This is a genomic window from Pseudomonas juntendi, assembly GCF_021560075.1.
In the GTDB taxonomy this organism is placed as follows: domain Bacteria; phylum Pseudomonadota; class Gammaproteobacteria; order Pseudomonadales; family Pseudomonadaceae; genus Aquipseudomonas; species Aquipseudomonas juntendi.
Window position 1 is genome coordinate 4594414 of the sequence record NZ_CP091088.1, and the last position, 14756, is coordinate 4609169.

At 63.8% G+C, this 14756-nt stretch carries 15 protein-coding genes; 9 read left to right on the forward strand and 6 right to left on the reverse strand.

Features of this window, described 5'->3' with window-relative positions:
* Window positions 1–155 precede the first annotated feature (155 nt).
* The 3 genes from ggt to L1P09_RS21360 form a co-directional block, all read right to left on the reverse strand.
* Window positions 156–1823 carry a gamma-glutamyltransferase gene (gene ggt / locus L1P09_RS21350; RefSeq protein ID WP_029887178.1) on the reverse strand — a complete coding sequence of 556 codons (1668 nt, stop codon included), beginning with the start codon at window positions 1821–1823 and terminating at the stop codon, window positions 156–158.
* Between the two features lie 117 nt (window positions 1824–1940).
* Window positions 1941–2837 carry a LysR family transcriptional regulator gene (locus L1P09_RS21355; protein ID WP_235768081.1) on the reverse strand — a complete coding sequence of 299 codons (897 nt, stop codon included), beginning with the start codon at window positions 2835–2837 and terminating at the stop codon, window positions 1941–1943.
* A gap of 122 nt (window positions 2838–2959) precedes the next feature.
* Window positions 2960–3550 carry an NAD(P)H-dependent oxidoreductase gene (locus L1P09_RS21360; RefSeq protein WP_235768082.1) on the reverse strand — a complete coding sequence of 197 codons (591 nt, stop codon included), beginning with the start codon at window positions 3548–3550 and terminating at the stop codon, window positions 2960–2962.
* Between the two features lie 163 nt (window positions 3551–3713).
* Here L1P09_RS21360 and L1P09_RS21365 point away from each other — a divergent pair, with 163 nt between their 5' ends.
* Entirely contained in the window at window positions 3714–4028 is a 315-nt protein-coding gene (locus L1P09_RS21365; RefSeq protein WP_054905836.1) for a putative quinol monooxygenase, read from the forward strand.
* Here the strand turns inward: L1P09_RS21365 and L1P09_RS21370 are convergent.
* A complete protein-coding gene (locus L1P09_RS21370; protein WP_235768083.1) occupies window positions 4018–4782 on the reverse strand; it encodes a sulfite exporter TauE/SafE family protein in 765 nt (254 codons plus the stop codon). The two genes, L1P09_RS21365 and L1P09_RS21370, sit on opposite strands and share 11 nt — an antisense overlap.
* Before the next feature lie 77 nt (window positions 4783–4859).
* Here L1P09_RS21370 and L1P09_RS21375 point away from each other — a divergent pair, with 77 nt between their 5' ends.
* From L1P09_RS21375 to L1P09_RS21410, 8 genes are all read left to right on the forward strand, one after another.
* A complete protein-coding gene (locus L1P09_RS21375) occupies window positions 4860–5762 on the forward strand; it encodes a LysR family transcriptional regulator (RefSeq protein WP_235768084.1) in 903 nt (300 codons plus the stop codon).
* 148 nt (window positions 5763–5910) lie between these two features.
* The gene (locus L1P09_RS21380; protein WP_110679772.1) at window positions 5911–6516 is read left to right on the forward strand and encodes a CDP-alcohol phosphatidyltransferase family protein; all 606 of its coding nucleotides are present in this window, start codon (window positions 5911–5913) and stop codon (window positions 6514–6516) included.
* 30 nt (window positions 6517–6546) lie between these two features.
* Entirely contained in the window at window positions 6547–8301 is a 1755-nt protein-coding gene (locus L1P09_RS21385) for a bifunctional alpha/beta hydrolase/class I SAM-dependent methyltransferase (protein ID WP_235768085.1), read from the forward strand.
* Window positions 8302–9738 (forward strand): phosphatase PAP2/dual specificity phosphatase family protein, encoded by a 1437-nt coding sequence (locus tag L1P09_RS21390; protein WP_235768086.1) that lies wholly within the window; start codon window positions 8302–8304, stop codon window positions 9736–9738.
* Window positions 9735–10166, forward strand: coding sequence for a hypothetical protein (locus L1P09_RS21395; protein ID WP_192440976.1), 432 nt, complete (start codon window positions 9735–9737; stop codon window positions 10164–10166). The genes L1P09_RS21390 and L1P09_RS21395 overlap by 4 nt, the downstream gene beginning before the upstream one ends.
* A gap of 10 nt (window positions 10167–10176) precedes the next feature.
* Window positions 10177–10800, forward strand: a complete 624-nt coding sequence (locus tag L1P09_RS21400; RefSeq protein ID WP_192440977.1) for a lysophospholipid acyltransferase family protein — start codon at window positions 10177–10179, stop codon at window positions 10798–10800.
* Window position 10801: 1 nt separating this feature from the next.
* Entirely contained in the window at window positions 10802–11734 is a 933-nt protein-coding gene (locus L1P09_RS21405; RefSeq protein WP_235768087.1) for a phosphatidate cytidylyltransferase, read from the forward strand.
* A gap of 96 nt (window positions 11735–11830) precedes the next feature.
* A complete protein-coding gene (locus tag L1P09_RS21410) occupies window positions 11831–12175 on the forward strand; it encodes a cupin domain-containing protein (protein WP_003251579.1) in 345 nt (114 codons plus the stop codon).
* 151 nt (window positions 12176–12326) lie between these two features.
* Here L1P09_RS21410 and mmsB read toward each other — a convergent pair whose 3' ends face one another.
* Window positions 12327–13214: a 3-hydroxyisobutyrate dehydrogenase gene (mmsB, locus tag L1P09_RS21415; RefSeq protein ID WP_192440979.1), complete on the reverse strand. Its 888-nt coding sequence runs from the start codon at window positions 13212–13214 to the stop codon at window positions 12327–12329.
* Between the two features lie 9 nt (window positions 13215–13223).
* Window positions 13224–14750, reverse strand: a complete 1527-nt coding sequence (locus L1P09_RS21420) for a CoA-acylating methylmalonate-semialdehyde dehydrogenase (protein WP_054905845.1) — start codon at window positions 14748–14750, stop codon at window positions 13224–13226.
* Window positions 14751–14756: the final 6 nt, after the last annotated feature.

The window sequence follows — 14756 nt, forward strand, 5'->3', positions numbered from 1 at the left end:
GAAACAAACGTAGGAGCGAGCGCAGCTCGCGATGCGCCGCGCGGGCGGCGCTCGCTCTAACAGGCGCTGCATACCTTGTGGCAAACACCTGTCAGCCCTGATGCGATCCCCGTGGGAGCTGACTTGCCGGCGATCAGGCCAGCACAGGCGGCAGCTTATTTGACGATCATGCCCACCCCACGCCCCCGTGGATCAGAGGCCGTCTCCAGCTTTGCCCCTTCTACCCGGATCGCCTGGATATCCCCCATCTCCCAGCCCTGGTCTTCCAGCACATACCCCATCTTCTTCAGGCCGTCAGCCACAGGCCCGGTCAACGGTGCATAGCTGTCGAAGTAGATGGTGTCCTTGGGCAGCAACTGATGGTGCACACGCTGCGCCGCCACCGCCTTGTCCAATGGCATGCCGTAGTCATACAGGTTGTTCATCACCTGGAAGATCGAGGTAAAGATCCGCGAACCACCCGGGGTGCCGATCACCAGCTCGACCTTGCCGTCACGGGTCATCAGGCTGGGGCTCATCGACGACAGCATGCGCTTGCCCGGCTCGATCGCGTTGGCATCACCGCCGACTACGCCAAAGGCATTGGCCGCCCCCGGCTTGGCGCTGAAATCGTCCATCTCGTCGTTCAGCAGGAAACCCGCCCCTTTTACCACCACGCCGCTGCCGTAGTCGAGGTTGAGGGTGTAGGTGTTGCTGACCGCGTTGCCGTGCTTGTCGACGATGGAAAAGTGCGTGGTCTGGTGCGGCTCCAGCCCGGGCTTGACCTTGTCGGTGTCGGAAATGGCTTTCGGGTTGACCTGCGCAGCGCGCTTGGCCAGGTAGTCCTTGGCCACCAGTTTATCCACCGGCACTTGGGTAAAGGCCGGGTCACCGAGGTAGTCGGCGCGGTCGGCGAACACGCGCTTCTCGATCTCGGCCAGCAGGTGGATGTACTGCGCCGAGTTGTGCGCCACCCCTTTGAAGTCCGCCGCGCGGTCTTCCTTGATGCCCAGCAACTGAGCCAGGGCTACACCGCCGGAGCTCGGTGGTGGCGCGGTATACACCACGTTGCCACGCCAGCTGACGGCCATCGGCTCACGCCATACGGCCTTGTAATCCTGCAGGTCTTGCTTGGTGATCAGGCCCTTGTCGGCCTGCATCTGCGCCACCAGCAAATCGGCGGTCTTGCCCTGGTAGAACTCGCTGACGCCTTTGTCGGCGATGCGCTCCAGGGTCTGGGCCAGTTCGGGCTGCCTGAACAGCTCGCCAACCTTCATGTTGCCGAAGTAATCGTTGAAGTTGGTCGCAGTCTTGAACATGCCCTGTGCATCGTTGCGGTACTGGTACTGCTTTTCCGCGACCTTGAAGCCATTTTTCGCATAGCCGATGGCCGGGGTCAGCAGCTCGCTCCAGGGCAGCTTGCCAAACTTGCGATGCGCCTCCCACAAGCCCATCACCGTGCCGGGTACGCCAGCGGCGCGCACCCCGACCAGGCTGAGGTTCTCGATGACCTCACCCTTGTCGTCCAGGTACATGTTGCGCGTGGCGGCCTTCGGCGCCACTTCGCGGTAGTCGAGGAAATACGGCTTGCCGTCGACGAACAGGGTCATGAAACCGCCGCCGCCGATATTGCCGGCCTCGGGGTAGGTCACCGCCAGGGTGAAGGCCGTGGCCACGGCGGCATCGACTGCGTTGCCGCCCTTTTTCAGGATATCGGCGGCGACCTGTGCACCATATTGATCGGGGGCAGCCACTGCACCGCCTTCCAGATCCGCAGCGTAAACCGAGGAACAGCTCAGGATCGCGGTTGCGAGAGCCAGGTACTGAAACGGGACAATACGCATGACACTTCCTTGGTGTTGTTTTTGTCGAGCAGTCAGTAAGGCCGATGCGCCTGAACTGTGCAATCAGCCGCAGGGCGTTTCGCCGCCCGTGGGCAGGCTTTGTCGCGTTCAGGCAACTCAGCAGGCGTACATGGCCAGCTTGCGCTGGATGAAATCCAGAAAGCACTGAATACGCAGGGCCAGCTGCGTGTTGCGGTAGTACACCGCGTGAATCGGTTGCCGGTAACCGTTGTTGGCTTCACCCAACAGCACCTGCAAGCGCCCGCTGCGAATGTCTTCGTGGGTCATGAAATGCGACAGGCTGACGATGCCCTCCCCGGCCAGCGCCAGCTGGCGCAGGGTCTCGCCGCTGGAAGCGAGCAACGCGGGGCGGATGCCGAAGCGGTCACCCTGGGCATGGCGCAGCGGCCATTGGTTGAGCGAGTCGGGCTGGCTGAAGCCAAGCAGGCAGTGGTTGGCCAGGTCCTCGACACGCTGGGGCGTCCCATGCTGCGCCAGGTAGGCGGGGCTTGCCAGCACCTGGACCGGGCTGCAGCCGAGGCTGCGTGCATGCAGGCTGGAGTCGGCCAGTTCGCCGATGCGAATCGCCACATCGGTGCTGTGCTCCAGCAGGTCGATGATCAGGTCGTCGGTATTCAGCTCCAGCTCTATGCCCGGGTACTGGCGGCGGAACTCGCCGATCCACGGCACGATGGCATGCAGCATGAAAGGGGCGGCAGCGTTGATGCGCAGGCGCCCGGTAGGGGTCTGGCGGTTCATCGACAGGCGCTCTTCCATGTCGTCCATCTGCTGCAGGATCAACCGCGCGCGGTCGAGGAAAAAACGCCCTTCCTCGGTGAGGTGCATACGCCGGGTGGTGCGATTGACCAGAGTGGTGCCCAGCTTGCCCTCCAGGCGCGACAACGTGCGGCTGACGGCGGACGGGGTCTGGCCCATCTGCTCGGCAGCGGCGGAGATCGAGCCGCAGTCGATGACGGCGACGAACACCTGGAGTTCTTCGGATCGGGTTTTCACATTCGGGCCTGTGATGGGTCTGTGCAAGGATCAGATAATCGCATGTACAGGCCAACTGCGGCTGCTCCCACCTCACCCGTGGGAGCGGGCCAGCCCGCGAAGAGGCCAGTACAGGCAACCCATCACGCTGCCTTGCCGAACACCTTGTCCAGATGGGCCTCATAAGCTGCCAGCGCCGCCGGCACATCCGGGCGCTTCATCACATCCGTTGCCAGGAAAGTCGGCAGGCCGGTCATGCCAAGGAACTGGTTGGCCTTGTGGAACGGGAAGTACACCGCATTCACGCCTTTGCCTTCGAAGAAATCGCTCGGGTCATCGAAGGCCTGCTGCGGCGCGTTCCAGGTCAGCGACAGCATGTATTGCTTGCCGTGCACCAGGCCACCGCTGCCGTACTTCTGCGTGTGATCCGAGCGGGTGCGGCCATCGTTGGCGTAGAGGCTGCCATGGCCTGCGGTGAACACTTCATCGATGTACTTCTTCACCGTCCACGGCGCGCCCATCCACCAGCCCGGCATCTGGTAGATGATCACATCGGCCCAGAGAAACTTCTCGACCTCGGCCTGCACGTCGTAGCCACCGTCGATGAACGTCTGCTGTACATCGAAACCGGCGCGGTCCAGGTGGGCGATGGCCGCTTCGTGCAAGGTCGTGTTGAGGCGGCCATCAGAGTGAGCGAACTGTTTACCACCATTGAGCAGAAGAATCTTTTTCATGCTGGCCTCCCCGGCCGAGTCAAAATTTGATGTCGGCAGGTTAGAGGTTCGCAGGGGCGGGATACAGAAGTCACCGGGCAAAATACAATTGACCAGAAGTCACGAATCAACATCACATTATTGCCGTAGAATCGATTCACCACCCCTTACCGAGTAGCGCCCCATGACTGAGCAGATCGCCTTCATCCTCAAAGCCAAGACCCGCCCGGAAATGGCCGATGCGTTCGAAAACCTGTTCCGCCCTTATGTCGAGCCGAGCCGCCAGGAGCCAGGTTGCATCGAGTACCATATGCTGCGCGACCAGCAAGACCCGAGCCTGTTCGTGTTTTTCGAAGTGTGGGCCGACCAGGCCGCGCTGGATGTGCATTCGGCCCTGCCGCACATGGCCGCCTTCTTCGAAAAACGCATGGACTACCTTGAGCGCGATTTCGATATCCAGCGGGTCAACATGCTCAGCGCGTCCAGCGCTAACCGTTGATCAGCAAGTGGCCGCCCAGTGCGGCCAGGCCGATGAAGAAACAACGCTTGAACAGCAACGCGCTGATGCGCTGACGCAACCACTGCCCGGCCAGCATGCCGAGCAAGGCTGGCGCCAGCATCAGCAGTGAAGCACCCAAGGCCTGGCCACCGAGGGCATCCTGCCCGGCCAGGCCAACAGCCAGTGCCAGGGTCGAAACCGTGAACGACAGGCCCAGCGCCTGGATCATCTGCTCGCGGCTCAGGCCCAGGCTCTGCACGTAGGGCACCGCAGGTATCACGAATACGCCGGTTGCCGCCGTGATTACCCCCGTCACCAGCCCGCACGCCGGCCCCAGCCAACGCTCGTGCGCCGCTGCCAAGCGCAAGCCCGGCCCAACCAGCCCGTACACCGCGTACGCCAGCAAGGCCGCACCCAACGCATGCGCGGCCCATGGCCCGCTGTCGATGCCCAGCCAGGCACTGCCCAGCAAGGTACCAATGAAGATCAGCGCCAGCATCGGGCCCAGCCGCACCAGCAACGCTCGCAGGTGCCCGCCGCTGGCCAACTGCCAAAGGTTGGTAAGGGTCGACGGCACGATCAGCAGTGCTGCAGCCTGCGCCGGAGGCATAGCCAGGCCCAGCAGGCCCATCGCGATGGTGGGCAGCCCCAGGCCGATCACGCCTTTCACTGCGCCGGCCAGCAGGAACGTCAGCACCACCAGCAGCAACAGAGCAGGGCCCATGTTGTGGTAGAAAGCGAGGAAGGTATTCATGGGCCGATAATGGCCCGTGGCGGGCAGGCTGAAAATCTGCCATACCCTTATCCAGACTCTTGCTGAGGCAGAGGCACATGCATTTCGACCTGATCGACCTCAAGCTGTTCCAGCACACCCTGGAGTGCGGCAACATCACCGCCGGTGCCAGCCGCAGCCATCTGTCGCTGCCGGCAGCCAGTGCGCGCATCCGGGCCATGGAAGCGTCGCTGGGCATCCCTTTACTGCAGCGTAACCGCCGCGGTGTTCAGCCGACCCCGGCCGGCCAGGCGCTGTTGCTGCATGCCCGCCTGATTGCCCAGCAGGTCGAACGCCTGCAGTTCGACCTGGGCCAGTACGCGCAGGGGCAGCACGGCCAAGTGCGCCTGCTGTGCAACACCGCAGCACTTACGGAGTACCTGCCCGAACTTGTGGCCGGTTATTTGGCTGAAAACCCCGGCGTCAGCGTGGACATACAGGAACTGCCGAGCCTGCGCATCGTGCAGGCGATTACGCAAGGCATGGCAGACCTTGGCATTGTTTCAACAGCCGCGCCTTTCGGGCACCTGCAAACCCGGCCGTTTCGTGACGACCCACTGGTGCTGGTAACGCCGCCTGGCCATCCGCTGGCCAGCGAGGCTGCCCCCAGCTTCATCGACAGCCTGGCGCATGGTCATGTCGGGCTTGGAGCAGGCAGTGCATTGGCGTTGTACCTGGAGGAACAGGCATTGCGGGAAGGCCGGCGCATGCAGGTGAGAGTGCGGGCCGAAGGGTTTGATGGCGTGATCCGCATGGTTGCAGGCGGGGCTGGGGTCGGGGTGGTGCCACTGGCGGCGGTGAAGCGTTGGCAAGGGCTGTTGCCGCTGCACTGGATAGCCCTGGCGGAACCCTGGGCCAACCGCCGGTTGCTGGTGTGCGCGCGGGACTTTGCGGCGTTGCCAGGGTATGCGTCGGGGTTGGTTGACCGGCTGGTGGGAGCAACTGTCTTGCTCAATTACTAAAAGCTGGCGCGGTCCCTGTAGGAGCGGGCGCGCCCGCGAACACCGGCGCAGCCGGTGCCATGCACTGCGTTGGATTCTTCGCGGGTTTACCCGCGAAGAAGGCTCACACACAATGGCGTCATGGCGCCCCCAAAAAAAGGATTTTCCAGTGGCCTCGATCTACCAGCTGAAACCACGCTTCCAGGCCTTGTTGCGCCCGGCCGTGCAACGCCTTTACGACCGGGGCGTCACCGCCAACCAGGTCACTGTCACCGCTGCCGTGGTATCGCTCCTGGTGGGCCTGCTGCTGGCCGCCCTGCCGCACATCACCTGGCTGTTCATCCTGGTACCGATCTGGATGCTGCTGCGCATGGCGCTGAATGCGGTCGACGGCATGCTGGCCCGGGAGTTCGGCCAGCAATCCACCCTCGGTGCTTACCTCAACGAACTGTGTGACGTGATTGCCGATGCAGCGCTGTACCTGCCCTTCGCCCTGTTGGCCGGGGTGTCGCCTGCGCTGGTGGTGCTGGTGGTGCTGTGCGCCACCTTCAGCGAGTACGCCGGTGTCATGGGCCCGCTGGCAGGCGCCTCGCGGCGCTACGACGGGCCTATGGGCAAGAGCGACAGGGCCTTCGCCTTCGGCGTGCTGGGCACCGGCGTCGCCTTTGGCCTGCTCGATGGCGCTTGGATCAACGGCCTGTTGCTGGTCATCCTCGCGCTCTCGCTCTATACCCTCTACAACCGGGTTCGCCAGGGCCTGGCCGAAACCCGCTGAGCCTATCGTCACCGCAAAAGGACGTTGACCATGCGCCAAGCGCAAGCGCTGCACTTCCCCACCCATGACGGTGTCGAGCTGCATTACCGTCATTGGCCTGCCACCCGCAACGAACACCAGCCACGCCGCGCCGTGGTGATGTTCCACCGGGGCCATGAGCACGGCGGGCGCATGGCCCACCTGGCCGATGAGCTGGACATGCCGGGCTACGACTTCTTCGCCTGGGATGCCCGCGGCCACGGCCGCTCGCCAGGCGCGCGTGGCGACAGCCCGGGGTTCGCCACCAGTGTGCGCGACGTGCAAACCTTCATCGAACACATCCAGGCCCACCACGGCATCGCCGAACAGGACCTGGTGGTACTGGCACAAAGCGTCGGCGCCGTGCTGATCGCCACCTGGGCCCACGACTACGCGCCCAAGGTGCGCTGCCTGGTGTTGGCCTCGCCAGCGTTCAAGGTCAAGCTGTACGTGCCGTTTGCCCGCCCAGGCCTGAAGCTGCTGAAGGCCTTGCGCGGCAATTTCTTCGTGAATAGCTACGTCAAGCCGCGCCTGCTCACCCACGACCCTGAGCGGGTGATGTCGTACGTGGCCGACCCGCTGATCAGCCGGCCCATTTCGGTAACCATGCTGCTGGGCCTGTACGAGGCCGCCGACCGCGTGGTGGCGGACGCCCAGGCCATCCAGGTGCCGACCCAGCTGCTGGTGTCCGGGGCTGATTTCGTGGTCGAGCGCCAACCGCAAGAACGGTTTTTCGACCGGCTCGGCAGCACACGAAAGGAGATGCACATACTGCCCGGGTTCTTCCACGACACCTTGGGGGAACGTGATCGGGCCCATGCCCTGAGGCGCATCGAACGGTTTGTCGACCATTGCTTTGCCAGCCCCGCCGCGTTGCCCTCACTGCTGGATGCCGACAAGACCGGGGCCAGTTGCGCCGAGGCAGAAAGCCTGGCTGCGCCGCTGCCGCGCAACTCGCCCCGCGACCTTTACTGGCGCGCCACCCGCGCTGGCTTGAGCCTGGGCAAGGGGCTGTCTGTGGGGGTGAAGCTCGGGTTTGACACCGGCTTCGATTCTGGCAGCACCCTCGACTACGTGTACCGCAACCAGCCGACCGGCAAGGGCAAACTGGGGCGCCTGATCGACCAGAACTACCTCGACGCCATCGGCTGGCGTGGCATACGCCAACGCAAGCTGCACGTCGAGCAATTGCTGCGCCTGGCCATCGCCCACCTGCGTGAACAGCAACGGCCCGTGCACATTGTCGATATCGCGGCCGGCCATGGCCGCTATATCCTCGAAGCCCTTCAAGGCCTTGAGCAGTTGCCAGATTCGATCCTGCTGCGCGACTACAGCGAACTGAACGTTCAGCAAGGCAGCGCGCTGATCCGCGAGAAGGGCCTGGCCGACATCGCCCGCTTCTTACAGGGCGATGCTTTCGATCGCCAGAGCCTGGCCACACTTGAACAACCCCCAACGTTGGGCGTGGTTTCAGGGCTGTACGAGCTCTTCCCCAGTAACCAACTGGTGGGCAATTCCCTGGCCGGGCTGGCCGACGCCATAGAGGATGGCGGCTACCTGGTCTACACCGGCCAGCCATGGCACCCGCAACTGGAGATGATTGCCCGCGCCCTCACCAGCCACCGCGGTGGCGAGGCTTGGGTAATGCGCCGGCGCAGCCAGGCCGAGATGGACCAGCTGGTTGAGGCCGCGGGCTTCCGCAAGCTGGCCCAGCGCATCGATGAATGGGGCATTTTCAGCGTCAGCCTGGCACAGCGGGTGCGCTGAGTGAGCCCGCCACGCGAGCACGGGCTGATTCGCCGGGGTGTGTTCTGGCTTATGCTGCTGGGGCCGTTGTTCTTCCTCAGCTATGGGCTGGCGAACAATTACACGGCTGGGCGCAGTGATGTCGGCAGCCTGGTGTTCGGCTGGGAGCACGGCATGCCGCTGTGGCCCTGGACGATCATCCCGTACTGGTCGATCGACCTGCTGTACGGGTTGTCCTTCCTGCTGCCGCGCACACGCCAGGAAATGGACCGCCACGCGCTGGCGTTACTCAGCGCACAGGTGATCAGCGTCTGCTGTTTTCTGCTGTGGCCGCTGCGGTTCACCTTCGAGCGGCCGGGCCTGGACGGGCTGTTCGGCTGGCTATTCGATGTGTTGATGGGCTTCGACAAGCCATTCAACCAGGCGCCTTCGCTGCACATCGCTTTGCTGGTGATCATCTGGGCGATGTTTGCCCGGCATGTGCAACGCCAGCCCTGGCGTTGGCTGATGCATGGCTGGATGGCGCTGATCGGGGTGTCGGTGCTGACCACCTGGCAGCACCATTTCATCGATCTGCCCACGGGGGCGCTGGCGGGGTTTGCCTGCCTGTGGCTGTGGCCGCAGCAAGGGCGCCTGCCCTTTCAGGCGGCCCGTCTTGCTCAGGATGCCAAGCGCTGGAAGGTTGCCGCTTGTTATGCCTTGGGCGCCCTGCTGTGTGTACTCCCTGCCGCTGCGATGGGCGGGGCTTGGCTGTGGTTGAGTTGGCCGGCGGTGTCGTTGGGGCTGGTGGCGCTGAACTACGCCGTGTTCGGGGCGGGTGGTTTTCAGAAGGGTGATGACGGGCGCTTGTCGCCTGCAAGCCGGTGGCTGCTGGCACCCTATCTGGCGGGCGCATGGCTCAATTCGCGGCTGTGGACCCGGCGCCATCCACAGGCCGACGAGGTGTGCGATGGTGTGTACCTGGGGAGAATCTCAGGGCGCGACACGCAGTTCGCTGCAATTGTTGATCTGTGCGCAGAACTGCCGTGTAACGCAAACCATTGTAGGAGCGGCCTTGTGTCGCGAGAGGGGCGCGAAGCGGCCCAGGGTTTCCAGCTTCGCAGCAGAAACTGTCGGGGCTGCTCCGCAGCCCTTTCGCGACGCAAGGCCGCTCCTACGACGATCGCGTCAGCCCTTGACTATCAGTGTTTCGCTACCCTGGATCTGATAGCGCCAGACGTTGCCCTGCTACAGCAGGCCGCCAACGCCATCGAACACCTGCACGCCCAGGGCCCGGTGCTAGTTTGCTGCGCTTTAGGCTACTCACGCAGCGCCAGTGCCGTGGCGGCCTGGCTGGTGGTGACCGGCCGGTGCGTTGACGCCCAGCAGGCAGAATCCCTTATCCGCAAAGCCCGCCCCGGCATCGTATTGCACAGTGCCCACCGCCATGCGCTCCAGCAACTGGGAGCACAGCCATGAACCTGCGCGTGGCCGCCATCCTGCTGGGCCGAGGCAAACAGCTGGAGCGCCTGTCCGACGGCCTCACCTTGCTGGCCCTGGCGTATGGCCTTTCACCGCTGCTCAATGCCCCGCTGCATCCGCTGGCGAGCCTGCTGTGCAGCGTGCTGCTGGTGCTCGGCGTACTCCACAAATACTGGGCCATCCGCGTGGCTATCGATGCCGAACTGTTTGCCCACCTGGCCAATAGCGCAGACCTGCCGGCTGACACCCAGGCCCTGGACCGCGCCCTGTTCGAACTGAAACTCAAACCACAGGCCACCGACGGCCGCGCCTGGCCTGCCCGCAGCCGGGCCGCACTGGGCCTGTTGCGCCGTCAGGCCGTATGCCTGGGCCTGCAGCTGTCGCTAGCCTTGGCTACCCTGCTGACACTGCCTTTGAAGGGATGACCACCTGCCTATGCTCGCCAACCTGACTGCTTACGTCATCACCTCGGCCGCCCGCCTGATTACCGGGGCCCGCGCCCTCTGGCTGGGGTGCTCGGCGCTGCCGGTGCAGCGCCTGTATTTCGCCAACCACAGCAGCCACGGCGACTTCGTGCTGCTGTGGGCCTCGCTGCCGCAAGTGCTGCGCCAACGCACGCGCCCGGTGGCCGGCGCAGACTACTGGGCCAGGCCGGGCATCCGCGACTTTCTTATCCGCAATGTCTTCAACGGGGTATTGATCGAGCGCCAGCGCAGCGAAGGGCAAGGCAACCCTTTGCAGCCGGTGCTGGACGCGGTGGCCCAGGGCGACTCGCTGATCTTCTTCCCGGAGGGCACGCGCAACCTTGGCGACGAACCGCTACTGCCCTTCAGAAGCGGGTTGTATCACCTGGCAGCCGCCCACCCGCAGGTCGAACTGGTACCGGTCTGGATCGCCAACCTCAACCGGGTGATGCCCAAAGGGCGCGCCTTGCCATTGCCGTTGCTGTGCACCCTGAGCTTTGGCGAACCGCTGCACCTGCACGCCGATGAAAGCAAGCAGGCGTTTCTCGAGCGGGCCAGCCAGGCCCTGCTGAACCTGGCCCCCAAGGATGCCTGACATGGACAACAACACCCTTTCCCTGTTTGCCGGCATCGGCGCCCTGCTGCTGCTGGCAAGCGTGGTCGGCCGCCTGCTCAAATGGCGCGCCGGCCCGGCGCCGCACGCCGTGATCGACAACCTCAACGCCCGCATCAATGCCTGGTGGGTAATGGTGGTGGTGATCGGCATTGCCTTTGTGTTCGGCAAGTATGGTGTGATCGTGCTGTTCTACGGTGTGTCGTTCTATGCCCTGCGCGAATTCATGACCCTCACCCCTACCCGGCGCAGCGACTACCCGGCACTGGTGGCAGCCTTCTACGTGGCACTCCCGGTGCAGTACGTGCTGATCGCCATGGACTGGTATGGCCTGTTCAGCATCTTCATCCCGGTGTACCTGTTCCTGCTGCTGCCGATCCTCGCCAGCCTGGGCGGTGATACCACACGGTTCCTCGAGCGTGCGTCAAAAGTGCAATGGGGCTTGATGATCGCCGTGTACTGCGTGTCGTCGGTGCCGGCCCTGATGACCCTGGACATCCCCGGCTACGAGTGCCGCAACCTGCTGCTGATCGCCTGGCTGATTCTGGTGGTGCAACTCAGCGACGTGCTGCAGTACGTGTGCGGCAAGCTGTTCGGCAAACACAAGGTGGCGCCCAACCTGTCCCCCTCCAAGACCGTCGAAGGCCTGGCCGGCGGCGTAGCGCTGGCCACCCTGATCGGCGCCCTGCTGTGCTGGATCACGCCCTTCAGCTTCTGGCAGGCCGCGCTGATGGCCTTGGCCGTGAACGCCATGGGCTTCTTCGGCGGGCTGGTGATGTCGGCTATCAAGCGTGACCGTGGGGTGAAAGACTGGGGGCACATGATCGAAGGCCACGGCGGCATGCTCGACCGCATGGATTCGGTGTGCTTTGCGGCGCCAGTGTTCTTCCACTTTGTGCGGTATTGGTGGGCATAGCGCGACCAGACAGCTGGACGTCGAGCCCAGGCAACTGCGGCTCGGCCGATGGCCCTATGGTGACCCGTCATTCAGCCAGTCACCAGGAGTTGTGCCATGTCCGATTTCATCACCGTCCTGCGCGAAACCTGCCCCACGCCGGTCGTGGACGCCACCAAGTGGAAGCGCATCGGCGGCGATCCGCACACCGTCAACCTCAATGCCTACCTGTCGGCCGACGGCAGCAAGATCATGGGCACCTGGATCTGCACCCCGGGCAAGTTCGAGGTCAATTACGACAAGTGGGAGTTCTGCCACTTCCTCGATGGCTACTGCATCATCACCCCGGAAGGCGAAGAGCCGAAGCACCTGAAGGCGGGTGATGTGTTCGTCATTGAACCGGGTATGAAAGGCACCTGGGAAGTGGTCGAGACCGTGCGCAAGTATTTCGTTTTCGCCTGATCAGACACTCTACAACTAACGCTGTGGGGGCGGGCGCGCCCGCGAAACAGGCAGCGTGGTGGATGGCACCGGCTTTGCCGGTGTTCGCGGGCATGCCCGCTCCCACAGGGTTATATGGCCACCTGGCCCGCGATGAAGCCCACCTCTTGCGTCAATCTTTCTTGCGATACCCCTCGACGATAGCCGAGAAGTCCTTGCCACCCTCGCCACGCAAGCTCATGGCCTGATACAACTGCTGGGCCACAGCCCCCAGGATCACCGGCTGGTGTGCCTGGCGCGCCGCTTCGGTCGCCAGCCCCAGGTCCTTGAGCATCAGTTCGGCGCCAAAGCCACCGGTATAGCCACGCGATGCTGGCGCGGTTTCGATAATGCCCGGCCATGGGTTGTAGGTATCCGAGCTCCAGCAACGCCCAGTCGAACTGTTGATGATGCCGGCCAGCACCTGGGTATCGATGCCCAGCGCATTACCCAGCGCCATGGCCTCGGACACGCCGATCATCGAGATACCCAACAGCAGGTTGTTGCAGATCTTGGCGATTTGCCCGGTGCCCACCTCGCCGCAGTGGACGATATTGCGGCCCATCTGCTCCAGCACCGGCTTGAGGCTGGCGAACAACTCGGCGCTGGCACCGACCATGAACGTCAGCGTGCCGGCTGCCGCACCGCCGGTGCCACCGGACACCGGCGCATCGCCCATGTCCACGCCCTTGGCCGCTGCAGCCTTGGACACATCACGCGCGGTCTGCGGATCGATGGTGCTGCAGTCCACGGTAGGTGTACCGGCACGAATACCGGCCAGCACGCCATCTTCGTTCAGGTATACGCTGCGCACATGGGCAGCGGCAGGCAGCATGGTGATCACCAGCTCGCTGTTGGCCGCCGCGTCCTTGGGAGACGGGCTGATCTGCCCACCCAGTTCGGCCAGCTCGGCGAGTACAGCCTTGTTCAAGTCGAACAGGTTCAACTGGTGCCCGGCCTTGATCAGGTTGCGGGCCATGGGCGCGCCCATGTTGCCCAGGCCAATGAATGCAATACGCATGACGTCTCCTTAGCGCAGGCTGATGGTGGTGTTCACGCCGTCGTTGACGCTGTCGTCGTCGAACCAGCGGGCAGTGACGGTCTTGGTCTGCGTGTAGAACTGCACCACTTGCTTGCCGTATGGCCCAAGGTCGCCGAGTTTGGACCCACGCGAGCCGGTGAAACTGAAGAACGGGACCGGCACCGGGATCGGGATGTTGATGCCCACCTGGCCCACGTCGATCTCGCTCTGGAACTTGCGCGCTGCCGCGCCGCTTTGGGTGAACAGGCCAGTGCCGTTGCCGAACGGGTTGGCGTTGACCAGGGCGATGGCTTCGTCGAGGGTATCGACCTCCAGGGTCACCAGCACCGGGCCGAAGATTTCCTGGGTGTAGACCTGCATGTCAGTCTTCACACCCGAGAACAGGGTTGGGCCAACGAAGTTGCCGTGCTCGTAACCCGGCACCGTGACGTCGCGGCCATCGAGTTCCAGCTTGGCGCCTTCCTTGATGCCGCTTTCGATCAGGCCCAGCACACGCTCCTTGGCGCGTTTGGAAACCACCGGGCCGACATCGGTGCCTGGCTCACACCCGGCATTGACCTTGAGCTTGCTGGCTGCTTCCTTGATGTCCGGCAGCCACTCACGGGCCTTGCCCACCAGCACCGCCACCGAGGTGGCCATGCAGCGCTGGCCCGCCGCGCCGAAGGCGGCACCTACCAGGGCATTGATGGTTTGCGTACGGTTGGCATCGGGCAGCACCACGGCGTGGTTCTTGGCGCCCATCATCGACTGCACGCGCTTGCCGTGCTGGCTGCCCAGGTTGTACACGTGGGTACCGACTTCGGTAGAGCCGACGAAGGATATCGCCTTGATGTCCTGATGAGTGCAAATGGCATCCACCACCTGTTTGCCACCGTGCACCACATTCAGCACCCCGGCCGGTACGCCGGCTTCCAGCGCCAGCTCGACCAGCAGCATGGTCGACAGCGGATCCTGCTCGGACGGTTTGAGCACAAAGGTGTTGCCGCAGACGATGGCCATGGGGAACATCCACAGCGGAATCATCGCCGGGAAATTGAACGGCGTGATGCCAGCGCATACACCGATAGGCTGGCGCAGGGTGTAGGTATCGACACCGCCGGCGACGTTTTCGGCGAATTCACCCATCTGCAAGGTGCCGATGGAAGCGGCGTGTTCCACCACTTCCAGGCCGCGGAAAATATCACCCTCGGCGTCAGCCAGGGTTTTGCCCTGCTCGGCGCTGAGCACCTGGGCAATGCGCTTGGTGTGTTCGCGAATAAGCGCCTGCAGCTTGAGCATGATGCGCATGCGCGCGCCAATCGGGGTGTCTCGCCAGGTCTTGAAGGCACGGTGGGCAGCGGCTACCGCTGCATCGACTTCATCTACCGTGGCGAACGGTACCCGCGCCAGCACCTCTTGGGTGGCCGGGTTGACGATGTCGCGCCATTCGGTGGTCTTGGACTCGACCCACTGGCCGTCGATCAGCAGCTTCACCTGGTCGACCTTGGTCGGGTTCGGGGATTGCGGTGCGTTCATCTGCGT